General features: G+C 67.8%; 20 protein-coding genes. 4 read left to right on the top strand and 16 right to left on the bottom strand.

Annotation, left to right across the window (positions count from 1 at the left end):
• Nucleotides 1–10 precede the first annotated feature (10 nt).
• The 5 genes from fba to BN2503_RS03220 all read right to left on the bottom strand — a co-directional run bounded on the left by fba (nucleotide 11) and on the right by BN2503_RS03220 (nucleotide 5,801).
• A complete protein-coding gene (gene fba, locus BN2503_RS03240) occupies nucleotides 11–1,075 on the bottom strand; it encodes a class II fructose-bisphosphate aldolase (RefSeq protein WP_054255203.1) in 1,065 nt (354 codons plus the stop codon).
• Nucleotides 1,076–1,187: 112 nt separating this feature from the next.
• Entirely contained in the window at nucleotides 1,188–2,624 is a 1,437-nt protein-coding gene (gene pyk / locus BN2503_RS03235) for a pyruvate kinase (protein WP_054255202.1), read from the bottom strand.
• Nucleotides 2,625–2,804: 180 nt separating this feature from the next.
• Nucleotides 2,805–4,187, bottom strand: a complete 1,383-nt coding sequence (locus BN2503_RS03230) for an aminopeptidase P N-terminal domain-containing protein (protein ID WP_054255201.1) — start codon at nucleotides 4,185–4,187, stop codon at nucleotides 2,805–2,807.
• Nucleotides 4,184–4,957: a nucleotidyltransferase family protein gene (locus BN2503_RS03225; RefSeq protein ID WP_054255200.1), complete on the bottom strand. Its 774-nt coding sequence runs from the start codon at nucleotides 4,955–4,957 to the stop codon at nucleotides 4,184–4,186. The genes BN2503_RS03230 and BN2503_RS03225 overlap by 4 nt, the downstream gene beginning before the upstream one ends.
• Nucleotides 4,958–5,072: 115 nt before the next feature.
• A complete protein-coding gene (locus tag BN2503_RS03220) occupies nucleotides 5,073–5,801 on the bottom strand; it encodes an MgtC/SapB family protein (RefSeq protein WP_054255199.1) in 729 nt (242 codons plus the stop codon).
• 237 nt (nucleotides 5,802–6,038) lie between these two features.
• Here BN2503_RS03220 and tkt point away from each other — a divergent pair, with 237 nt between their 5' ends.
• Both tkt and gap read left to right on the top strand, forming a co-directional pair.
• The gene (gene tkt, locus BN2503_RS03215; protein ID WP_054255198.1) at nucleotides 6,039–8,099 is read left to right on the top strand and encodes a transketolase; all 2,061 of its coding nucleotides are present in this window, start codon (nucleotides 6,039–6,041) and stop codon (nucleotides 8,097–8,099) included.
• A gap of 33 nt (nucleotides 8,100–8,132) precedes the next feature.
• Complete coding sequence (gene gap, locus BN2503_RS03210; RefSeq protein WP_054255197.1) at nucleotides 8,133–9,131, top strand: type I glyceraldehyde-3-phosphate dehydrogenase; 999 nt, start codon at nucleotides 8,133–8,135, stop codon at nucleotides 9,129–9,131.
• 190 nt (nucleotides 9,132–9,321) lie between these two features.
• On the opposite strand, the gene BN2503_RS19250 is transcribed toward gap, so the two are convergent.
• From BN2503_RS19250 to BN2503_RS03185, 5 genes are all read right to left on the bottom strand, one after another.
• The gene (locus BN2503_RS19250; RefSeq protein WP_074930038.1) at nucleotides 9,322–9,918 is read right to left on the bottom strand and encodes a putative metalloprotease CJM1_0395 family protein; all 597 of its coding nucleotides are present in this window, start codon (nucleotides 9,916–9,918) and stop codon (nucleotides 9,322–9,324) included.
• Between the two features lie 171 nt (nucleotides 9,919–10,089).
• Nucleotides 10,090–10,437 carry an HPF/RaiA family ribosome-associated protein gene (locus BN2503_RS03200; RefSeq protein ID WP_054255196.1) on the bottom strand — a complete coding sequence of 116 codons (348 nt, stop codon included), beginning with the start codon at nucleotides 10,435–10,437 and terminating at the stop codon, nucleotides 10,090–10,092.
• Between the two features lie 390 nt (nucleotides 10,438–10,827).
• The gene (locus BN2503_RS03195) at nucleotides 10,828–11,298 is read right to left on the bottom strand and encodes an FKBP-type peptidyl-prolyl cis-trans isomerase (RefSeq protein ID WP_054255195.1); all 471 of its coding nucleotides are present in this window, start codon (nucleotides 11,296–11,298) and stop codon (nucleotides 10,828–10,830) included.
• A gap of 80 nt (nucleotides 11,299–11,378) precedes the next feature.
• Nucleotides 11,379–12,413: a pirin family protein gene (locus tag BN2503_RS03190; protein ID WP_054255194.1), complete on the bottom strand. Its 1,035-nt coding sequence runs from the start codon at nucleotides 12,411–12,413 to the stop codon at nucleotides 11,379–11,381.
• 189 nt (nucleotides 12,414–12,602) lie between these two features.
• On the bottom strand, nucleotides 12,603–13,151 hold the full coding sequence (locus tag BN2503_RS03185; RefSeq protein WP_054255193.1) for a hypothetical protein: 549 nt from the start codon (nucleotides 13,149–13,151) through the stop codon (nucleotides 12,603–12,605).
• 188 nt (nucleotides 13,152–13,339) lie between these two features.
• Here BN2503_RS03185 and BN2503_RS21285 point away from each other — a divergent pair, with 188 nt between their 5' ends.
• Both BN2503_RS21285 and BN2503_RS19245 read left to right on the top strand, forming a co-directional pair.
• Nucleotides 13,340–14,974 carry a methyl-accepting chemotaxis protein gene (locus BN2503_RS21285; RefSeq protein WP_074930040.1) on the top strand — a complete coding sequence of 545 codons (1,635 nt, stop codon included), beginning with the start codon at nucleotides 13,340–13,342 and terminating at the stop codon, nucleotides 14,972–14,974.
• Between the two features lie 49 nt (nucleotides 14,975–15,023).
• Nucleotides 15,024–15,503, top strand: a complete 480-nt coding sequence (locus BN2503_RS19245) for a hemerythrin family protein (protein WP_233494993.1) — start codon at nucleotides 15,024–15,026, stop codon at nucleotides 15,501–15,503.
• A 192-nt stretch (nucleotides 15,504–15,695) separates the two neighbouring features.
• Here BN2503_RS19245 and BN2503_RS03175 read toward each other — a convergent pair whose 3' ends face one another.
• The 6 genes from BN2503_RS03175 to BN2503_RS03150 form a co-directional block, all read right to left on the bottom strand.
• A complete protein-coding gene (locus tag BN2503_RS03175; RefSeq protein ID WP_054255192.1) occupies nucleotides 15,696–16,391 on the bottom strand; it encodes a glutathione S-transferase N-terminal domain-containing protein in 696 nt (231 codons plus the stop codon).
• A 16-nt stretch (nucleotides 16,392–16,407) separates the two neighbouring features.
• A complete protein-coding gene (locus BN2503_RS03170; RefSeq protein ID WP_054255191.1) occupies nucleotides 16,408–17,169 on the bottom strand; it encodes a 3-oxoacyl-ACP reductase in 762 nt (253 codons plus the stop codon).
• A gap of 73 nt (nucleotides 17,170–17,242) precedes the next feature.
• Entirely contained in the window at nucleotides 17,243–17,641 is a 399-nt protein-coding gene (locus BN2503_RS03165; RefSeq protein ID WP_054255190.1) for a VOC family protein, read from the bottom strand.
• A gap of 226 nt (nucleotides 17,642–17,867) precedes the next feature.
• Nucleotides 17,868–18,656: a tyrosine-protein phosphatase gene (locus tag BN2503_RS03160; protein ID WP_054255189.1), complete on the bottom strand. Its 789-nt coding sequence runs from the start codon at nucleotides 18,654–18,656 to the stop codon at nucleotides 17,868–17,870.
• A 179-nt stretch (nucleotides 18,657–18,835) separates the two neighbouring features.
• Nucleotides 18,836–19,177 carry a DUF4124 domain-containing protein gene (locus BN2503_RS03155; RefSeq protein ID WP_054255276.1) on the bottom strand — a complete coding sequence of 114 codons (342 nt, stop codon included), beginning with the start codon at nucleotides 19,175–19,177 and terminating at the stop codon, nucleotides 18,836–18,838.
• A 77-nt stretch (nucleotides 19,178–19,254) separates the two neighbouring features.
• Nucleotides 19,255–22,143, bottom strand: a complete 2,889-nt coding sequence (locus BN2503_RS03150; RefSeq protein ID WP_054255188.1) for a DNA topoisomerase III — start codon at nucleotides 22,141–22,143, stop codon at nucleotides 19,255–19,257.
• Nucleotides 22,144–22,232: the final 89 nt, after the last annotated feature.

Below are 22,232 nucleotides of genomic sequence, written 5' to 3'. Positions count from 1 at the left end.
CGCGGCGCGCTTAGCGCACGACCTGCGCGAGTTCGCCGGCGGCGTATTTTTGTGCCATCGCGGCCAGCGGCACGCCCTTGATCTTGGCAGCCTGGCCTTCGCAACCGAATTCCAGGTAACGCTGCTTGCAGATGGCCTTGGCGGCCTCGCGCGCGGGCTTCATCCATTCGCGCATGTCGAACTTGTCCGGGTTCTCGGCCTGGAACTTGCGCACCGCGCCCGTCATGGCCAGACGGATGTCGGTGTCGATGTTGATCTTGCGCACGCCGTACTTGATGGCTTCCTGGATTTCCGCCACGGGCACGCCGTAGGTTTCCTTCATCTTGCCGCCGTACTGGTTGATCAGCGCCAGCAAATCCTGCGGCACGCTGGAGGAGCCGTGCATCACCAAGTGGGTGTTGGGAATGCGCGCATGGATTTCCTTGACGCGGCTGATGGCCAGCACGTCGCCCGTGGGCGGGCGCGTGAACTTGTAGGCGCCATGGCTGGTGCCGATGGCAATGGCCAGCGCGTCGAGCTGCGTGGCCTTGACGAACTGCGCGGCTTCCTCGGGGTCGGTCAGCAGCGCGGAATGGTCCAGCTTGCCCTCAGCGCCCACGCCATCTTCCTCACCGGCCAGGCCGGTTTCGAGCGAGCCCAGGCAGCCCAGCTCGCCCTCGACGGTGGCGCCGATCCGGTGCGCCATGGCGACCACTTGGCGCGTCACGTCGACGTTGTAGGCGAAATCGGACGGGGTCTTGCCGTCCTCGCGCAGCGAGCCGTCCATCATCACCGAGCCGAAGCCCAGGTCGAGCGCGCCCTGGCAGATGGCGGGCGAGGTGCCGTGGTCCTGGTGCATGACCAGCGGAATGTGCGGATAGGCCTCGCTGGCGGCGGCGATCAGGTGCTTGATGAAGCTCTCGCCCGCGTACTTGCGCGCGCCGGCGCTGGCCTGCAGGATCACGGGTGCGCCCACTTCGTCGGCCGCGGCCATGACGGCCTGCACCTGCTCCAGGTTGTTGACGTTGAAGGCGGGGATGCCATAGCCGGCTTCGGCGGCATGGTCGAGCAGTTCGCGCATCGAGACGAGAGGCATGGTGGGGAGTCCGTTCGAGGGTTGAGGAAAAGCGGTGGTAACCGCTTGGTAACCCTCGATTCTAGGGCCTGCCCCATCCAAGCCCGCCAGCGCCGCAGTAGCCCCGGGGGACTTATGCCACGCGGCAGATCTTGAGCATGTTGGTGCCGCCCGGTGCGCCCATGGGCTCGCCGCAGGTGATGGCGTAGATGTCACCCGGCTGCACGATCTGGCGGGCCTTCAGGTGAATCTCGGCCTGCTCCAGGGCGGTATCGCGGTCGGCGCTCGTGTCCATGAGCAGTGGGCGCACGTTGCGGTACAGCGCCATCTTGCGCTGCGTGGCCACCTTGGGGGTAAGCGCGTAAATCGGAATATGGATGCGGTGGCGGCTCATCCACAGCGCGGTGGAGCCGCTGTCGGTCAGCGCCACGATGGTTTTGGCGCCCAGGTGGTGCGCGGTGAACAGCGCGCCCATGGCAATGCTCTGGTCGATGCGGCCAAAGGTGCGGCCAGTGAAGTCGGCGTCCCGCTTCACGTCCTCGGCGGCCTCTGCGGCCGCGCAGATGTTGGCCATCTCGCGCACCGTCTCCAGCGGGTACTTGCCTGCCGCCGTCTCGGCGCTGAGCATCACGGCGTCGGTGCCGTCGAGCACGGCGTTGGCCACGTCGCTCACCTCGGCGCGCGTGGGCACCGGGTTGGTGATCATGCTCTCCATCATCTGCGTGGCGGTGATGACCACCTTGTCCATCTCGCGCGCCATGGTGATCATCTTCTTCTGCAGCGCGGGCACCGCCGCGTTGCCCACCTCCACGGCCAGATCGCCACGCGCCACCATGATGCCGTCGGACACGCGCAGGATTTCCTCCAGGCGCGGAATGGCTTCGGCGCGCTCAATTTTTGCGATCAGCGCGGGACGGTGGCCATATTCGGCCGCCGCCACGTTGCACAGCTGGCGCGCCATCTCCATGTCGATGGCGTTCTTGGGAAAGCTCACGGCCACGTAGTCGGCCTGAAAGCCCATGGCGGTCTTGATGTCCTCCATGTCCTTGGCGGTGAGCGCGGGCGCCGTCAGGCCGCCGCCCTGCTTGTTGATGCCCTTGTTGTTGGACAGCTCGCCACCCAGCTTGACGGTGGTGTGCACGGCGTCGCCGCGCACCGCCTCCACGGTGAGCACGATCAGGCCGTCGTTGAGCAGCAGCGTGTCGCCCGGCTTCACGTCGCGCGGCAGCTCCTTGTAGTCCAGCCCCACGCCCTGCAGGTCGCCCGGCTCGGTGCGCGAAGCGTCCAGCACGAACGAGGCGCCGGGCTCCAGCCACACCTTGCCCTGGGCAAACTTGCCCACACGGATCTTTGGCCCCTGCAGGTCGGCCATGATGGCCACCTCGCGCCCGGCGCGCTGGGCGGCCTCGCGCACCATGGTGGCGCGGTCGATGTGGTCCTGTGCCTTGCCGTGGCTGAAATTCAGGCGCACGACATTGACGCCCTCGCGGATCATCTGCTCAAGCAGCTGGGGGTCGCTGGAAGCGGGGCCCAGGGTGGCGACGATCTTGGTGGCGCGAAGCAATTGCATGAGGGTCTCCTGATGTGCATGTAATCCGGTTTCAATTTTTGCACAAAACCGGTTACATCCATGCGACAAGTGGCAGCAAAAACAGGAGCTGCCAGCGCTTTACCCACAAGGGTTTACGGGCAATTTCCCTGACAAACCCAATAGGGAAAAGCGCCAGCAGCTATCTTTTAAATAGCACCATCAGTCGCGCATCAGCGCCTCGATCGCGTCGGCGGCCACGGGCACGCCGCGCGTGATGAGTTCGCAGCCCCCCTCGGTGACCACGGCGTCGTCCTCGATGCGAATACCCAGGTTCCAAAACGCCTCGGGCACGCCCTCGGCGGGGCGCACGTACAGGCCCGGCTCGATGGTCAACACCATGCCTGGGCGCAGGATGCGGCTCGGGCGGTTGGTGATGGTTTCGCCCGACAGCGGGTCCTGGCGCTGGCTGGTCTGCCCCACTTCGGAGGGCTCGACGTAGCTGCCGCAGTCGTGCACGTCCATGCCCAGCCAGTGGCCGGTGCGGTGCATGTAGAACGGGAAGTAGGCACGCTGCTCGATCACGTCCTGCGCGCTGCCTACCTTGCCCTTGTCGAGCAGGCCAAGGTCAAGCAGGCCCTGCGCCAGCACGGCCACGGTGGCATCGTGCGGGTCGTTGAAGCGGTTGCCGGGGCGCGTGGCGGCCACGGCGGCCTCCTGGCTGGCCAGCACCAGGTCGTAGAGCGCGCGCTGCGGTCCGGTAAAACGCCCGTTGGCCGGGAAGGTGCGCGTGATGTCGCTGGCGTAGCCGTCGAGCTCGCAGCCCGCGTCGATCAGCACCAGTTCGCCGTCGCGCAGCGGCGCGGCGTCGGCACGGTAGTGCAGCACACAGGCATTGGCACCGGCCGCAACGATGGAGCCATAGGCCGGAGACTGCGCGCCATGGCGGCGGAATTCGTGCAGCAGCTCGGCGTCGAGGTGGTATTCGCGCAGGTCCTGGCCCGCGCGCAGCATGCGCGCCGACTGCTGCATGGCGCGCACATGCGCGCCCGCACTGATCTCGGCAGCACGGCGCATGGTGGCCAGCTCGTGCGCGTCTTTCACCAGGCGCATTTCGTCCAGCAGCGTGCACAGGTCGCCTTGCTGCGCCGGGCACAGCGCGCCAAAGCGCGCACGCGCGCGCACCTGGCCCAGCCAGCCCTCGACCTGCGCGGCCAAGCCCGGGTGGGTGGCGAACGGGAACCAGACCTGGCTGCGGTTCTCCAGCAGGCGCGGCAGGCGCGCCCCCAGCTCGGCGAAGGAGTGCGCGGCATCGACGCCGAGTGCGGCCGGCGCGGCCTCGGGGCCAAGGCGGTAGCCGTCCCAGATCTCGCGCTCCAGGTCCTTGGGCGCGCAGAACAGGGTGGACTCGCCCTCGGCCGTAAGCACCAGCAGGGCCTGCGGCTCGGTGAAGCCGGTGAGGTAGTAGAAGTAACTGTCGTGGCGGAACGGAAAGCCGTTGTCGCGGTTGCGCGGCTGCTCGGTGGCGGTGGGAATGAGGGCGATGCCACCGGCACCGAGTTGGCACGCGAGGGCCTGGCGGCGCTGGGCATGGGGTGTGGTCATGGCGCTATGGTAGTGCGCTGGTTGAGCGCTTGCAGGCGCTCGGGCGTACCCACGTCGGTCCAACGGCCGGTGTACAGCGCGGCGCCAACGCGGCCCGCATCCATGGCGCGGCGCAGCAGCGGCGCCAGCGGCGCGGCCAGGCCCTGCGGGTTGCCGGGCGGAATGTCGCACCAGGGCGGCGCGAACAGCGCGGCCTTCAGCAGCGCCAGCGTGCTGTAGGTGTAGCGCGGCGCCGGGTCGGCGTCGGGCAGGTTCAGCGCCAACCCCTCGGGGGAGAGGCCGAAATCGCCGCGCGGGTGGTGCGGCGGGTTCGGCACCAGCCACAGGTGCGCCAGCAGCGGGCTGGCGGCGAAGGCCTGCGCGGCCTCGGGCGCAAAGACGAAGTCGGGCGCAAACACGTCGCCCGCCGCCAGCCAGAACACCGGGCCAAGCTGCGGCAGGGCACGCGCGATGCCGCCGGCGGTTTCCAGCGCGCGGCCAAAGTCTTGCCCCTCGTCGGAGTATGAAATCGATAGCTGCTGGCGCTTGTCTGAAGCCGCATCAAGGGCAAAAACACTACCAAAACGCGCCGCCACCTGCGCACCCAGCCAAGCGGTATTGACTACCGCGCGCGGCACACCGGCAGCAGCCAGCGCGCGCAAATGCCACTCCAGCAGCGGTACGCCCTGCACGGGCAGCAACGGCTTGGGGCACGAGTCGGTCAGCGGGCGCATGCGTTCGCCACGGCCGGCGGCCAGCAGCATGGCGGGAATGGGGGGCGTGGTGGTCATGGGGGCGCAGTGTAGGTGGCGCAGAACGGGTCGGCCACAGACAGCGCCCAGCCCTGCATCGGCCCCTGGTGCTGTGGCCCAAGGCCGCTCGGGCCGGGCAGGCGCTGGTGCCGCATCAATCCTCCGCGCTGGCGTTCCAGAAGGCCTGCAGCACGCCGTCCTCGGCTTCCAGGCGGGCCATGATCTGGTCCAGTTCGCCGCCGTCCACGGCGGTGGCGTAGAGCGTGGCCTCGATCTCCGCGTCGCCCTGGCCAAAGGGGTGCTGGTCGATGTCGCGCACCGGGTAGCTGGCGGCCTCCAGCCATTCGACCAGCCGCTCGCGCACCTCGGACTGGCGCGCGCGCTGGCAGATGACGTAGACCGTGTAGGTGGCCTCGCTGAGTTCCTCCTGCACCGGCTGGCGGTTGATGCGGTTGACCACCGGGCGCAGCAGCGTATTCGCCGCCAGCACGAACAGCGCCGCCAGCACGGCCTCGGGCAGCAGCTTGGCGCCGGCGCAGCAGCCCACGGCGGCAGAGCCCCAAAGCGTGGCGGCGGTGTTCAGGCCCGAGACGTTGGCGCCCTCCTTCATGATGGCGCCGGCACCGAGGAAGCCGATGCCCGAGACCACGTAGGCAATCACCTGCAGCGGGCTGGGCGAGCCGCCATAGAGCGCGTGAAAGCGCACCGCCAAGTCGACGAACACCGCTGCGCCCACAGCCACCAGGGTGTTGGTGCGCAGCCCCGCCGTGCGCTGGCGCACCTGGCGCTCGAAACCAATCAGTGCGCCGAGCAGGAAGGCCAGCAGCAGGCTGGCCAGGGTGCTCAGCGTGGCGGAGAGGTCGAAGGCGGGCCATTGGTTCATGCGGCCATCCTAGCCAGGAAAAATGTCACTGCCCGCCGTAGCAGCGGGTGGACTGTGCGCCCTGGCCGGCGCGATGCCCAGCGCACGCAAGCTGCCGAGCGTGGCCACATGCGTGCGGCCATTAGCGCGCCCGAAGAGCCGCCGGGCCCATGGCGAATAGGTGGCACGCGGACGGGCGCGCCGCCTGCCCGGTAAAATTGCGGGTTTCCCCTTCACGCCCCTTTCGGAGCCGCCCCGATGGCCAACTCTCAAACAATGGCGAATGCGATCCGCGCACTCGCAATGGATGCCGTTCAACAAGCCAATTCCGGCCACCCCGGCGCCCCGATGGGCATGGCCGACATGGCCGTGGCGCTATGGGGCCAGCATCTGCAGCACAACCCCGCGAACCCGCATTGGGCCAACCGCGACCGCTTCGTGCTCTCCAACGGCCACGGCTCGATGCTGATCTACGCCCTGCTGCACCTCACCGGCTACGACCTGCCGCTGCAGGAGCTGAAGAACTTCCGCCAGCTGCACAGCAAGACCGCCGGCCACCCCGAAGTGGGCGTGACCCCGGGGGTGGAAACCACCACCGGCCCGCTGGGCCAGGGCATCACCAACGCCGTGGGCATGGCGCTGGCCGAGAAGCTGCTGGCCAGCGAATTCAACCGCGACGGCCACGCCATCGTCGACCACCACACCTACACCTTCCTGGGTGACGGCTGCCTGATGGAAGGCATCGGCCAGGAAGCCATCTCGCTGGCCGGCGCCTGGAAGCTGGGCAAGCTGATTGCGCTGTACGACGACAACGGCATCTCCATCGACGGCCAGGTCACGCCCTGGTTCGCCGACAACACGGCGCTGCGCTTCGTGGCCAGCGGCTGGAACGTCATCGGCCCGATCGACGGCCACGATGCCGAGAAGGTGGCCGCCGCCATCGCCGAAGCCAAGGGCCAGACCGAGCGCCCCTCGCTCATCATCTGCAAGACCTCCATCGGCAAGGGCAGCCCGAACCGTGCAGGCACGGCCAAGGCCCACGGCGAGCCGCTGGGCGCCGAGGAAATTGCGCTCACGCGTGAAGCCCTGGGCTGGACGCATGGCCCGTTCGAGATTCCCACCGACGTGTACGCCAGCTGGGACGCCAAGAAGGCCGGCGCCGCGCGCGAGGCGGCATGGAACAAGCGCTTTACCGCCTACAAGAAGGCGCACCCGGCGCTGGCCGCCGAATTCGTGCGCCGCATGGCAGGCGACCTGCCGGCACACTTTGCCCAGACCGCCGTGGACACCGTGGTGCAAGCCCATGCCAAGGCCGAGACCGTGGCCAGCCGCAAGGCCAGCCAGCTGGCGCTCGAAGCCTTCACCGCCGCGCTGCCCGAGCTGCTGGGTGGCTCGGCCGACCTCACGGGCTCGAACCTCACCAACACCAAGAGCACGCCCAACCTGCGCTTTGACCAGCAGGGCAACGTGGTGAAGACCGAGGCCGCGAACGGTGAAATGGTCGGCGGCCGCCACATCAACTACGGCGTGCGCGAGTTCGGCATGGCCGCCATCATGAACGGCGTGGCGCTGCATGGTGGCTTCATCCCCTACGGCGGCACCTTCCTCACCTTCAGCGACTACAGCCGCAACGCCATCCGCATGGCCGCGCTGATGAAGCAGCGCGTGGTGCACGTGTTCACGCACGACTCCATCGGCCTGGGCGAAGACGGCCCGACGCACCAGTCCATCGAGCACGCCGCCAGCCTGCGCCTGATCCCCAACCTCGACGTGTGGCGCCCTGCCGACACCGCCGAGACCGCCGTGGCCTGGAGCGTGGCGCTGAGCAACCGCGACAAGCCCACCGCCCTGCTGCTGTCGCGCCAGAACCTGCCCTACGCGCCCAAGAGCGGCAAGGCGCTGGGCGACATCTCGCGCGGTGCCTACGTGCTGTCCGAACCCAAGGACGTGGGCCTGAAGAACAAGAAGACCCAGGCCGTCATCGTGGCCACCGGCTCCGAGGTGCAACTGGCCCTGGCTGCGCAAAAGCTGCTGGCCGAGAAGAAGATCGCCGTGCGCGTGGTCTCGATGCCCAGCACCACGACCTTCGACCGCGAGGACGTGAAATACAAGAAGGCCGTGCTGCCCGCCGACCTGCCGCGCATCGCCGTGGAGATGGGCGTGACCGACTTCTGGTGGAAGTACGGCTGCGCCGCCGTGGTGGGCATCGACACCTACGGCGAGTCGGCCCCGGCCGGCGTGCTGTTCAAGCACTTTGGTTTCACCGCCGAGAACGTGGCCGCCACCGTGCAGGCCGCGCTCAAGCGCAAGAAGCATTGATTGTGTTGTTTAACTTGGAAAAGAGAGACTGAAATGACTATCAAGGTTGGCATCAACGGCTTCGGCCGCATCGGCCGCATGGTGTTCCGCGCCGCAGTGCAGAACTTCTCTGACATCGAAATCGTTGGCATCAACGACCTGCTCGAACCCGACTACCTGGCGTACATGCTCAAGTACGACAGCGTGCACGGCCGCTTCAAGGGCACCGTGTCCGTCGAAGGCAACACCCTGGTGGTCAACGGCAAGAAGATCCGCCTGACGCAAGAGCGCGACCCGGCCAACCTGAAGTGGAACGAAGTCGGCGCCGACGTGGTGATCGAAGCCACCGGCCTGTTCCTGGACAAGGCCAGCGCCGAGAAGCACCTGGCCGCTGGCGCCAAGAAAGTGCTGATGTCGGCTCCTTCCAAGGACGACACCCCCATGTTCGTCTTTGGCGTGAACCACGAAAAATACGCGGGCCAGACTATCGTCTCCAACGCTTCGTGCACCACCAACTGCCTGGCCCCCGTGGCCAAGGTGCTCAACGACAACTGGGGCATCAAGCGCGGCCTGATGACCACCGTGCACGCAGCGACTGCCACGCAAAAAACCGTGGACGGCCCGTCGAACAAAGACTGGCGCGGTGGCCGCGGCATTCTGGAAAACATCATCCCCTCCAGCACCGGCGCCGCCAAGGCGGTGGGCGTGGTGATTCCTGAGCTGAACAAGAAGCTGACTGGCATGTCGTTCCGCGTGCCCACCTCCGACGTGTCGGTGGTGGACCTGACCGTCGAGCTGGAAAAAGAAGCCGACTACAAGGAAATCTGCGCCGCCATGAAGGCCGCCTCTGAGGGCGCCATGAAGGGCGTGCTGGGCTACACCGAAGACAAGGTGGTGGCCACCGACTTCCGTGGCGAGCCCTGCACCTCGGTGTTTGACGCCGAAGCCGGCATTGCCCTGGACAAGACCTTCATCAAGGTGGTGAGCTGGTACGACAACGAGTGGGGCTACTCGAACAAGTGCCTGGAAATGGTGCGCGTGATCAGCGCGTAAGCCTGGCTCCACCCTGTGCGCAGCGCCCCGTGCCTGCGTAACGCACAAGCCACCGCGCCGTCAGGCCGGTGGCTTGTTGCATTGGGGCGTGAATTAACGATCAAAAGCGCCTCCAAGCCTCACTGGACAAGCGCGAGCAGCTCCTAAAAATGGAGCGATTGAGTCCTGCAGATTTTCTTGGGGGAGCGGTTCACGCCACCGCGTAGAGCGGGGTGCGGCGTTGGGCGGTGCTGCCGCCAGCTTCTTCCGCCATGCCGCTGTAGGCGGCGTTGCGCCGCTGCAGCATCAGCTCCATCTGCGCCTGCATTTGCATTTGTGTCGCTTGCGCAGCCACCTGCAGGTCTTGGCCCGAAGGCTGGGCAGGAGCCAGCGCAGCGGCGCGGATGCGCTGCGCCTTGTCGATGGTTTCTTGCGGGGTCTTGCCTGGCGAGGTGTCGATGCCGACTTCGCCACCAGTGGCATAGCGACGGCCGTCGGGGCCTTTGACGTAGCTGTAGCTGGCCCCGCGCGTCACCAGGCCTGCGCCAGCCGTCATGTGGGCTTGCTCGTGCGCACGCACCTCTTTGTCGCGTGCGCTCAGGCGCTCGATTTCGCGTTGCAGGGCGCGCGCTTGCTCGGCATCGTTGGCGGCACGCGCGTCGGGCGTACTAGCACTGCGCTCCTCACCAGCCTGCTCGGTGGCAGATGCCTCGCGGGATGCGCCCTGGCGCTGCATACGCTGCGCCCCGGCAGCAGCACTCCAGCCCTGCAGGGCAGCGGATGACGTTGCGGCAAGTGCGGAGACCATGGCCGCATTATCACGAACGCGCCGCTGGACCAAAAATGCAAAAAAGAGGGGAAACAATGGTGCTAAACGGGGGAGCGGTGCCGCCCGTGTGGTGCCGGTCGCAGGGCTGCTAGAGCCTGCGGCCTGCAGGCCCGCCAGCCTGCACAGGGCTGGCCGGGCCAGGCGGAAGGCTTAGCCTTCGGCGGTGCGGATGGTGTCGCGGCCGTGGCGGTCTTTGGCACGGCCCAGGTCGTGGTCGATGGCGCGCATCAGCTTCTCGAGGGCGCCAGTTACGGCGTCAGCCACCTTGTCGGCATCGGCCGTGACGGCCACGGGCTGGCGGCCGGCGGGCCGGGCCTCGATACGGCAGCGCTTGTCGTTGGCGCCGGACTTGCCCGCATCGACGTCGGTCAGGAAGACCTCAATGCGCGTCACCAGCTCGCGGTAACGCGCCAGGCGGGTCTGGGCCTCCTGCTGCACCCATTGGGCCAGCGATTCACCGCCATGGATCTTGTCGTCGGTATGGACTTGCACTTGCATCGTGATGACCTCTCCTTGAGCTGCCCCTGGCGGACTGCCGGGGCACGCTGCCATCTTATCGCCCCCACGCCGCGCCACCGCTCAAAACACCGGGCACGCCGCGCGGGAAAGCCCTGAGAACGTGCCCATGGTCTTTTCATAGTGCCCGTTGCACTGCAAAAGTGGCAGGTGCAAGGCGCTAAGCGCAGCCGGGCTGGTGGCCCGGCGAGCATTTGCAACGCCGCAGATGCCACTTTTGCGGGGCAACCCGAAGGGCAAGGCAGCAAAAGGCCGCTACTGCGTCGTTGCGCACGTTGACCAGGCCGCCAGCATGGCCTGCGGCGCGCGCCTGGATTGCGGCCTTTTGCTGCCTTGCGGGCACTATGAAAAGACCATGGGCACGTTCTTGTATCAGTGGTGGTGTCCATGCCCGCCATGGACATGGCGGTGGGCGATTTCCTCGGCAGTGGCAGCGCGCACCTCGGTGACCTGGCAGGCAAAGCGCAGGGCCTGGCCCGCGAGCGGATGGTTGCCGTCCAGATGCACCTCGGCGCCTTTGATCTTGACGACGTTGAAGGCCTGCGGGTGGCCATCGGGGCCAGGGCCGCGCAGCTGGCCGCCCACTTTCACGCCCGGGGGGAACTCGCTCTTGGGAATGGTGCGTACCAGGCGCTCGTCGCGCTCGCCGAAGGCGTCGTCCACGTCCAGGTCCAGCGTGACGGCGTAGCCTGCGGCCTGGCCTTCCAGCGCGGCCTCGACCTTGGGGAAGATGTTCTCGTAGCCGCCGTGCAGGTAGGCCATGTGGCCCTTGTCCAGCAGCTTGCCCTGGGGCGTGGTGAGCTGGTAGCTCAGGGTGACGGCGGTGTCCTTGGTGATGTGCATACAAAATCCTCGGCGGGCTGGAACAGGAAAAAACGGCAACCCGCATTGTCCACGCCCAACACCCCTGCCGCGCCCAGAATTCACGCCGGCAGCGCGTCGGTCTGTGCGCCGGGGTGGCGCGCGAAACGCCGGGGCGCGCTGCCGTGCACCGGGCCGGGCGCGCTCCAGGGCCAGCCGCCGAACTGGGTGCGCCGGTAATCCTGCAGCGCCTGCATGATCTCGGCCTGCGTGTTCATTACGAAGGGGCCGTACTGCGCCACGCTCTCGCCCAGGGGACGGCCCTGCAGCACCAGGCATTCCACGGTATCGCTGCCGAGGTTGCGCAGCTCCCAGTCCTGCGTCGCGTCCACATGCAGCGCCGCGTGCTCGCGCACGGCCACGGGGCCAATCTGCAAGCCGCTGCCGACGAAGAAGTACAGCATGCGCTGCGTGGCGCTGCCGGCCGCGCGCGGCAGCGTCCAGCGCGCGCCGGGGGCAAGCTGCAGCGTCCAGATGGCCACGTCGGCATCCGGGCTGCTGGCCCACGACTCGGGCGGCGGCGCCAGCGGCGCACCCGCACCCGGCAGCGCCCCGGCCACCACGCGCACCAGGGTGGCGTGGCCCTCGGCGTCGACGTGCTCCAGGCGCGGGATGCGTTCGTTCCAGAACATGGTGAAGTGCGGCGCTGCCATCTTGCTGCGGGCGGGCAGGTTCAGCCAGACCTGGAACAGCTCCAGCGGATTGGGTGCGCTGGCGTTCAGCAGCGGGAACATCTCGGCATGCTGGATGCCGCGGCCAGCCGTGAGCCACTGCACGTCGCCACCGCCAAAGCGGGCGGCCGCGCCCAGCGAGTCGCTGTGGTCAATCAGCCCCCGGCGCACCAGGGTCACGGTTTCGAAACCGCGGTGCGGGTGCACCGGAAAGCCAGGCACGCGCTCGCCGTGGTACATCGAAAAACCATCCTGGCGGCTGAAGTCGCTGCCCAGCGCCCGCCCGCCCAGGGCGGCGGCGGGCACGCCCTGCGCACCATCGCCCGCCGGATAGGCGTCGTCGTGGTGGGCGCAAAACAGGAACGGATCCATGGTGGGCCACAGCGGGCCCAGTGGCTGGGTGCGGAGGATGGGGGTATCGGTCATGCCCAGACTATGGGTCCGGCCTGGGCACCTGCCAAGGGGCCAAGCGTGCGACAGTGCGGCACGCGCGCAGGACAATCCTCTTTAACTCCTTTTTTAATAGCTGATAGCGCTCTACAGCAAAAGGATTGAGGTATTTTTCAACCTCAAATGCTTACCCAACAAGCGCTGCCAGCTACGCAAACAGGAGCATCAAGGCGCTGCGCGCGGCACGAAGTCGATGCGCAGGCCCTGCGGCGTCACGGTGATGGGGCCGGGCTGCATGCCCAGGCCATCGGCCAGGGCCAGGTCCTTGTCGCGCAGATGGTGCAGCACCACTTCGCCCAGTGCCTGGCCGGCCAGGGCCGCGCCCAGCCCCTGCAGCACGGCCGCCGCGCGCGGCGGCAGGCCGTCGATACGCAGCACGTTCAAGCGCACGGCGGTGGCGCGCAGGCTGCGGTCGGCCGCCTCGTAACGCAGGCCGAAATCGACGTCGAGCACGCCCGGATAGCTGCGCTGCAGCAGCCCCCCGAAGGCCTGCAGCGCCAGCTCGGCGCCAACGCGGTTCTCCTCGGGCAGCAGGCGCAGCCGCGGTGCCTGCAGCTCCAGTTCGGCCAGGCCTGCCACCGGCTGGCGGCGCGGAAACCGCGCTGCCAGCGCGGCCTGCAATTGCGCGGCGGTCACGGTATAGCTGGGCATGCGGCTGGCGCACGCCGCGAAAACGGGCAGGGCGCACAGGGCGAACAAATGGCGACGTTGCATGGCATGTACGGAAAAGGCCGATAGTGCCCTATTACCCCTTATTTCTTGTCAAGGAAGCGAAAAATGGCCGAGTTAATTAATAGACTGCCCGATTCAGAAGACACAAGTAACCACAGGTAACGGGCGCAAGCTTTGTCGATTTGGCGGCGAAGGGCCTGCGGTCTACCCCTTTTCAGCACAACAACCCTATGACCACCCTATCCACATCTTCCTGGTCACCGCGCGACTGGCGCATCGGCACACGCCTGGCACTGGGCTTCGGCGTGCTCATTGCGATGATGCTCACCATGGTGGTCGTGGGGCTGCTGCAGCTCAGCAGCCTGCTCGAAACCAACCGCCTGATCATCGAGCGCGAATGGGTCAAGGCCGAAGCAGCGAACACGCTCAGCTCCATCGCCCAGGCAAACGCGCGCCGCACCATCGAAATCTATTTCGCCGAGACCGAGGCCCAGCGCGCGCAAAAGCGCGCCGAGATCCTGGCGGGCCGCGAGGCCTTCGTGCAGGCCTTCAAGACGCTGCAGGAGCTGGTGCGCCGCGACGATGGCAAGCAGCTCCTGGGCGAAGCCGAGGCCGCGCGCGGCCGCTACGTCGCCTCGCAGGGCAAGTTCAACGAACTGGTGGACGCGGGCCGCAAGGAAGAGGCTTTCGCCGAGCTGCAGCAGCACACGCTGGTGGAGCTGACGGCGGTGCAGGACCGCGTGGACCGCCTGGCCAGGCTGGAGCAGCGCCTGGTGACCGAAGCCGGCGCCCGCGCCAAGGCCGAGGCGCAGTTCGCGCGCATGCTGCTGCTCGGCCTGGGCATCGGCGGCCTGGTCATCGGCCTGCTGCTGGCCGCATGGATCACGCGCTCCATCACTGCCCCGCTGCGCCAGGCGGTGCGCGTGGCCCAGGCCGTCTCCGAAGGCGACCTGCGCAGCGAGATCGAGGTGCACAGCCGCGACGAAGCGGGCCAACTGCTTTCGGCGCTGCAGCACATGAACACCAGCCTGACGGGCATCGTGAATGAGGTGCGCCACAGCAGCGACACCATCGCCACGGCCACCAGCCAGATCGCTGCGGGCAACCTGGATCTGTCCTCGCGCACCGAGGAACAGGCGGCCGCGCTGGAAGAAACCACGGCCTCGATGCATGAGCTGGCAAGCACCGTGAAGCAGAACTACGACAGCGGCAAGCACGCCAACGAGCTGGCCGAATCCGCCTCGAAGGTGGCCGTGCGCGGTGGCGAGGTGGTGGGCCAGGTGGTGCACACCATGGAGTCCATCAACGCCTCGTCGCGCAAGATCGCCGACATCATCGGTGTGATCGACTCCATTGCCTTCCAGACCAACATCCTGGCGCTGAATGCCGCAGTGGAAGCCGCCCGCGCCGGCGAGCAAGGCCGCGGCTTCGCCGTGGTGGCGGGCGAGGTGCGCCAGCTCGCGGGCCGCAGCGCCGAGGCGGCCAAGGAGATCAAGGGGCTGATCGAGGCCTCGGTGCGCAATGTCTCCGAGGGCTGCATGCTGGTGGAGAAGGCCGGCAGCACCATGGACGAAATCGTGGTGAGCGTGCGCCGTGTTTCCGACATCATGGGCGAGATCAGCAGCGCCAGTGCCGACCAGTCGCACGGAATCGACCAGATCAACGAGGCCATGGGCCAGATGGACCAGGTGACCCAGTCCAATGCCGCGCTGGTGGAGGAATCCGCCGCCGCCGCGCAGTCGCTGGAACGCCAGGCGCAAACGCTGGTGCACACGGTGAGCGTGTTCCGCCTCCCCGGCAATGGCACGCTGCAGCACCAAGGCGCGCTGGCCAAGCCGACCGCCCCGCTGGCGCTGCCAAGCTAAAACCACCGAAAGAGGGAGCGCCATGGCGTACTTTGAATGGGCCGATGACATGGTCATCGACAACGGCCAGATCGACGCGGAGCACCGCAAGCTGGTCGATCTGGTCAACGAGCTGCACACCGCCACCAGCCAGGGCAACGGGCAGAGCGTGGTGGCAGACCTGCTGGAGCGCCTGATCGCCGACACCGCAGAGCACCTGCGCCACGAGGAGATGCAGATGCAGCAGGCGGAGTTTCCCGGCCTGGAAACCACCGCGTCGGCCATGAGCACTTCGTCGACGACCTGCGCGCACTCAAGGCAAAGCTCGACGCGGGCAGCATCACCGTGGCCGCGCAGCTGTCCTCGGTGCTGCGCGACTGGCTGTCGCTGCACATCCGGCGCAACGACAAGGAGCTGCGCTTTTTCCTCGAAAAAAAGCGCCGCAGCGGCCAGCGCGCGCTCAAGAGGCGCTGACACAGGACGCATCCCGGGCACCTGCCCGGGACCGCGCAAATTCACAGGCTTTTCGGCCTGTAGCGCTTGCCAATAAAGCGCAAGCAGCTATTTAAACAATAGCAAACCCCGCTCCCCACTCCACTGCGCCCCTCCCTTGGCCCATGGCACCGGGGTGGCCCAGCGCGCGCCGCCGAGCCAAGGCCGCGCCGCAGCGAGGGCTGCGCCCCCACCCACGCGCTGCGTGAGAGAGGGGGAAGGCGCCAAGCGCCTCAGGGGCCGCGTTCCTTCAGGCCGCAGGCACCACCAGCCCGCGCTGCACTGCAGGCCGCGCCACGAACGCTGCCAGCACACGCTGCACCTGCGCAAAATCGCCCCAGCCCACCAGATCGCCCGCGCCGTAGTGCTCCACCAGGTTGCGCACCCAGGGGAAGATGGCCATGTCGGCAATGGTGTACTCGCTGCCCATGACCCAGTCACGGCCCGCCAGGCGCTGCTCCAGCACCCCCAGCAGGCGGCGCGACTCGGCCACGTAGCGGTCACGCGGGCGCTTGTCCTCGTAGTCCTTGCCGGCGTATTTGTGGAAGAAGCCCAGCTGCCCGAACATGGGGCCAACGCCGCCCATCTGCCACATCAGCCACTGCAGCGTCTCGTAGCGCGCGGCGCCCTCCCGGGGCAGGAACTGCCCGGTCTTTTCCGCCAGGTAGAGGAGGATGGCGCCCGACTCGAACAGCACCAGCGGCTGCCCGCCGGGCCCCTGGGGGTCCAGAATGGCCGGAATCTTGTTGTTCGGTGCCAGCGCCAGGAACGCGGGCGAGAACTGATCGTTGGTGGCAAAGCTCACCAGGTGCGCCTCGTAGGGCAGCTGCATTTCTTCCAGCGCAATCGACACCTTCACGCCGTTGGGCGTGGCCAGCGAATACAGCTGCAGCCGCTCGGGGTGGCGCGCCGGCCACTTGGCGGTGATGGGGTGGGTCCAGGTCATGGGGGGTTCTCCTTGGTCAATCCTTCACCAGGCCGCTGTCCACGACCAGGTTCTGCCCGGTCACGGCACGCGCCCAGGGCGAGAGGAAAAACAGCACCGCGTCGGCGAACTCGGCCGGCGTGGTCACGCGGCGCAGCGGGGTCATGCTGGCGATGAGGTCGAACACCGCCTCGGGCGTGGCGCTGCTGGCATCGGTGGTGCGCAGCAGCCCGCCCGAGACCATGTTCACCGTGATGCCGTCCGGCCCCAGGTCGTTCGCCGCCGTGCGTGTGAGCGACAGCAGCGCCGCCTTGGCCGCCGTGTAGTCGTGGTAGGGCACCACGGGGTTTTGAAACAGGTTGGTGCCCACGTTGACGATGCGCCCAAACCCCTGCGCGCGCATGCCAGGCAGCGCCGCCTGCATGGTGTTGAGCGCGCCCTTCACGGCGCCCTCAATCTGCTGGCTGAAGCGCTCCCAGGCAATGTCACCCAGCTTGGGGCGCGCATCGCCGTCGAAGGAGAACTGCGCCAGCGCGTTGTTCACCACCGCGCTGATGCGCCCACCCGTGCGCTCCTGCGCCACGGCGAACAGGCGCTGCACGGCCGCGGCATCGGTCACGTCGGCCTGCAGCGCGATGGCGCGCGGGCCCAGCTCCTCGGCCAGCGCCTGCGCGGCCGCTGCGCTGCGGTGGTAGTTGATGACGACGCCGGCACCCTCGCGTGCCAACGCGCGCGTGATGGCCTGGCCCAGGCCCCGCGCACCACCGGTGACCAGCACCCATTGTTCGGACAATTGCATCAATGAACTCTCTCTGAAAAAAGGGGCAAAACCAGGGCGGCGCGGCCGCACAGCGCCTCAATGCCTCAATGCCTCACGCGGCCGGCTTTTCCTTCGGCGGGCGGTGCAGCAGGCACAGCTTGTTGCCGTCGGGGTCGCGCAGGTAGGCCAGGTACAGGCGCATGCCTGCGGCCTCGCGCCAGCCCGGCGGGTCTTCGCACGTCACGCCGCCCGCGGCCGCGCCTGCGGCATGCGCGGCGTTCACCTGCTCGGGCGATTGCGCGGCAAAACCCAGGGTGGCGCCGTTGCCATGGCTTGCGGGCTCGCCGTTGATGGGCGCGGTGATGGCGAAGGTGTTGCCCGCGTGGCGCCAGAACGTGCGGTTCTTCGGGTCGGTAACGCCGGGGCCAGCGCCCAAGGCGCCGAGCAGGGCGTCGTAGAACTGGCGGGATTTGTCGAGGTTGCTGGCTCCCAGCATGACGTGGCTGAACATGGTCGATAGGTCTCCTGTGTGTGTGTCGCTGCCGCCCTTCGCGGACCGGCGCGCGTATCGTAGCGGCCCACGCCGGCGGCTGCAGGTCGCCTGGCAGACACCCCGCGCCGAACGGGTGCAACGCCCTGGCACCGCCAGAGGCGCGCAGCATCGCGGCCATGCATTTACAACAAAAACGGCCGTAGCGCTTACCCATCAAGCGCTAGCAGCTATCAAAACAGGAGTTTCAGGGCTGCAGGTAGCGCGCTGCCAGTTCGCGCTGGGCGGCAGCGTCCACGCCCAGCACGTCGGCCAGGTAGGTGTCCATGCCGCCGTACTCGCCGTCCACCAGGTGCAGGGCGGCTTCGAGGAAGTCCTCCTGCACGCGCCAGAGCACGGCCAGCACTTCGTCGGGGGCGTGGCCGCCCAGGCCCGCGGGGCGGCGGTACAGCGTGTTGGTAAGCAGGTAGTCATGCATCACCACCGCGCGCGGCACGCCCAGCGCATGCAGGATCAGCGCCGCCGCGAAGCCGGTGCGGTCCTTGCCCGCCGTGCAGTGAAACACCAGGGGCGCGTCCTGCGCGTCCAGCAGCAGGCGGAACAGCTCGGCGAAGCGCGGCGCGCTCTCGCGCACGAAGCCCCGGTAGGTGGCCTGCATCAGCGCCACGGCGTCCTGCGCCGTCAGGTGCTGGCCGGCACGCTGCAGCTCCAAGGCGCGCTGGATCACCGTGGGCTCGATGACGAGGTGGCGGTAGTCCACCCCAGGCAGCCGGTAGGCATGCGCCGCGCTCTCGGCCTGCCCGCGAAAGTCGATGCTGCGCGCCACGCCCAGGCGGGCCAGCGTGTCCTGGTCCTGCGGCGTCAGCGCCGCCAGGTGGTCGGAGCGGAACAGGCGGCGCCACTTCACCGTGCGTCCGTCCCGGCCCTGGTACCCACCGAGGTCGCGGAAATTGCTGGCCCCGGCCAACGGCACGGAGCGGGCAGGCGCGGTGGCGTCGGCAAGGTCGGTCAAAGGGGGCAACGGGGTGTGGGGCATGGGCAAAGCCGTGGCGATGGAAGGAACGGCCAAGCTTAGTCGAAGCGCGTGACGCCCGGTGTCACGGGGTTACCGGGGGCTGCATCGAACGGCTGCACGCCATGCGGCCCGGCACAGGTGGCAAAAAGGCCTTCAGCGCTTTCTGGGTAAGCGCTAGCAGCTATCGATTAAATAGCAGTTCACTGCGCAGGAAGCACCGTGACCGCCCCCTCCACACCGTGCTCGCGCGCACCACCAGGGCACGGCTGGTCGGTGTACGTGGTGCGGCCTTGCGCATCCACGCATTTGCGCGGCGGCGCCGGTGGCGGCGAGGCGGCCGTGCCTTGGGTGGGCCCGCCCGGGCGCGGGGCCGCCGCAGGCAAGGTGTCAGGGCCGGGGCGGGTGAGGCGGCGCAGCGCCTGCTCGGCCCAGGGCGAGACCTGGGGGCGCCACTGGTCGGCCGTCCACCACGCCAGCACGGCCGCAGCAGCGGCCACCAGGGCGAGGAGGAACCAGAGGGCTTTTTCTTTGCGGCTGCGCATGGTGCGGGGGAAATCAACCGGGCGGACAGGCGGATGGACCTGCAGGGCGGCGGTGGCGGCCATGCCTGCCCATCACCTCACCCCAGGTGGGCGCCCAGCAGGCCGGTCAGCTCAAACATGCCGGCGCTGTCCTTGCCGAACACGGCGCGCAGCTTGTCGTCGGCGCGAATGGTGCGCTTGTCCTTCGGGTCCTGCAGGTTGTGGGCCTTGATGTAGTCCCACAGCTTCTTCACGGCCTCGGGGCGCGCCACGGGTTCGCTGCCAATGACGGCGGCGAGCGCGGCGCTGGGCTGCTTGCCGCTGGCGGTGCTGGCCTTGCGCGGGGCCTTGGCCGCAGCTTTGGCTGCAGGCTTGGCGGCCTTCTTGGCCGCAGCGCCGGTCTTCGCCGCCACCGTCTTGCGCGGGGGGTACTTGCTGTCGCGCTGCTCAAACTCGAAGTTGACCTTGCCCGCCTCCTTGTCCCACACCAGGAAGGCCTTGAAGGCACGGCGCGTGCGGTTGGAGATGAATTTCTCCAGCAGGCCGGTCTTGCCCTCCTGCAGCAGCCGGGTCATCTGGGCACGCTCGATAGGCTGCTGCAGGATGATCTGGCCGCTCTTGAACGTGCAGGACGGTGTGGGCTGCTGCGCCGTGGGCACGGCGTGGGCGCACACGTAGTTGGCGCCATGCTCGTACACCGGCGCGCCGCACATGGGGCAAGGGCCGAGGCTTTCCTGGGCGCCAAAGTCCACCAGCTCGCCGGACTCTTGCGCCTTGTCGTCACCGAAGTCGAACTCGAGCTTGTAGTTGCCTGCCTCCTCGTCGCGCACGATGGCGACTTCGGCCGTGAACGGCCAACCGGCCTTGGAGCGAAAGCCCTCCAGCGGGCCAATGCGGCGATCGCGCAGCAGCTGGTTGGCCTCGGCGGTCTCGAAGGTGCGGCCGGCGGGCGATTTGCCGAACGAGAAGCCGCAGCCCTCGCCCTGGCCGCCCGCACCCGTGCAGGCGTAGCGGCGGTAGTTTTCCTTGACCACGCCGCCGCAGTTCGGGCAGGGCGTGGAGAGCGTCGCGTAGTCGCCGGGAATGGTGTCGCGGTCGTACTCCTTGGCCTTCTTCACCATGCGCTCGGTCATGGCGGCGATCTGCTGCATGAAGGCCTCGCGGCTGAGTTGACCCTTTTCCATCTGCGCCAGCTTGTATTCCCACTCGCCGGTGAGCTCGGCGCGGCACAGCTCCTCCACCTGCAGGCCGCGCAGCAGCGTCATGAGCTGGAATGCCTTGGCCGTGGGGATGAGCTCGCGCCCTTCGCGCAGCATGTACTTTTCGGTCAACAGACCTTCGATGATGGCCGCGCGCGTGGCCGGGGTGCCCAGGCCTTTTTCCTGCATGGCGCTGCGCAGCTCCTCGTCTTCCACCTGCTTGCCGGCGCTTTCCATGGCACCCAGCAGCGTGGCTTCGCTGTAGCGCGCGGGCGGCTTGGTTTTCAGGCCCTTGGGGTCCACATGCGCCGCCAGCGGCTGCTCGCCGGGCTGCACGGCCACCAGGGGCTGGCCCTTGTCGCCGTCCTTGCCGCCCTCGACTTCGTTGGCCGCTTCCTTGCCGTAAATGGCAAGCCAGCCGGGCTTGACCAGCACCTTGCCTTCAGTTTTGAAGCTGTGCTGCGCCACTTTGCTGATGCGCGTGGTCACCTGGTATTCGGCACTGGGGAAGAACACCGCCATGAAGCGGCGCACCACCAGGTCGTAGAGCTTTTGCTCGGCCTCGGACAGGCCCGTGGGCGCCTGCGTGGTGGGGATGATGGCGAAGTGGTCGCTCACCTTGCTGTTATCGAACACCCGCTTGGTGGGGCGCACGTAATTGTCCTGCAGCGCCTGGCGCGCGAACGGCGCCAGGTGGCCCATGGCCGAGCCCGCGAGCATCTCGAAGGTCTGGCGCGCCACGGGCAGGTAGTCCTCGGGCAGGGCGCGCGAGTCGGTACGCGGGTAGGTCAGGGCCTTGTGGCGCTCGTACAGGCTTTGCGCCAGTGCCAGCGTGGTCTTGGCGGAAAAGCCGAACTTACCGTTGGCCTCGCGCTGCAGGCTGGTCAGGTCGAACAGCAGCGGGCTGGCCTGGGTGGTGGGCTTGGCCTCTTCAGTGACCACGGCCGGCTTGCCGCGCACGGCGTCGGCAATGGCCTGGGCGTCCTGGGCATTCCACAGGCGGTCCGCGCGGGCCTCGGGGTCGTCGCTTTTCTTCCACTGCGGGTCAAACCACTTGCCCAGGTACTCGCCCGCCTGGGCGGCGAAACCGGCGTGGATTTCCCAGTAATCGCGGCTGATGAATTTGCGGATTTTTTCCTCGCGCTCCACCACCAGCGACAGCGTGGGCGTCTGCACCCGGCCCACGGTGGTGAGGAAAAAGCCGCCGTCGCGCGAGTTGAAGGCCGTCATGGCGCGCGTGCCATTGATGCCCACCAGCCAGTCGGCCTCGCTGCGGCTGCGCGCGGCGGCGGCCAGCCCCTGCATCTGCTGGTCGCTGCGCAGGTTGTCAAAGCCGTCGCGGATGGCCTGGGGCGTCATGCTCTGCAGCCACAGGCGCGAGATGGGCTTGCCCAAGCCGCCCTTGGCGCCGCCTGCGTATTGCTCGATCAGGCGGAAGATCAGCTCCCCCTCACGCCCCGCGTCGCAGGCGTTCACCAGGGCGGTGACGTCCTTGCGCTTGGCCTGCTTGACCACGGCGGCCAGTCGGCTCTTGGTCTTGTCCACGGGCTTGAGGTCAAAGCGCGGCGGAATCACCGGCAGGTGGGCAAAGCTCCACTTGCCGCGCTTGACGTCGAATTCCTCGGGCGCCTGGATTTCCACCAGGTGGCCGACGGCGCTGGTGACGACGTAGTGCGCGCTCTCGAAGTGGTCTTCGTGCTTGTCGAACTTGCCCTCCACGGGCGTGAGGGCGCGCACGATGTCTTGCGCGACCGAGGGTTTTTCTGCGATGACCAGTGTCTTGCTCATGGGGTGTTTCATTTCGCCCGCCAGGGCGCTTCTACAATGCGTCGCTTCACGCGTGCACGCGCACGCGCATGTGTGTGCCTATACAAAGT

It is taken from the genome of Paenacidovorax caeni (assembly GCF_001298675.1).
Taxonomy (GTDB): Bacteria; Pseudomonadota; Gammaproteobacteria; order Burkholderiales; family Burkholderiaceae_C; genus Paenacidovorax; species Paenacidovorax caeni.
This window is presented reverse-complemented; position numbering and strand designations above follow the sequence as displayed.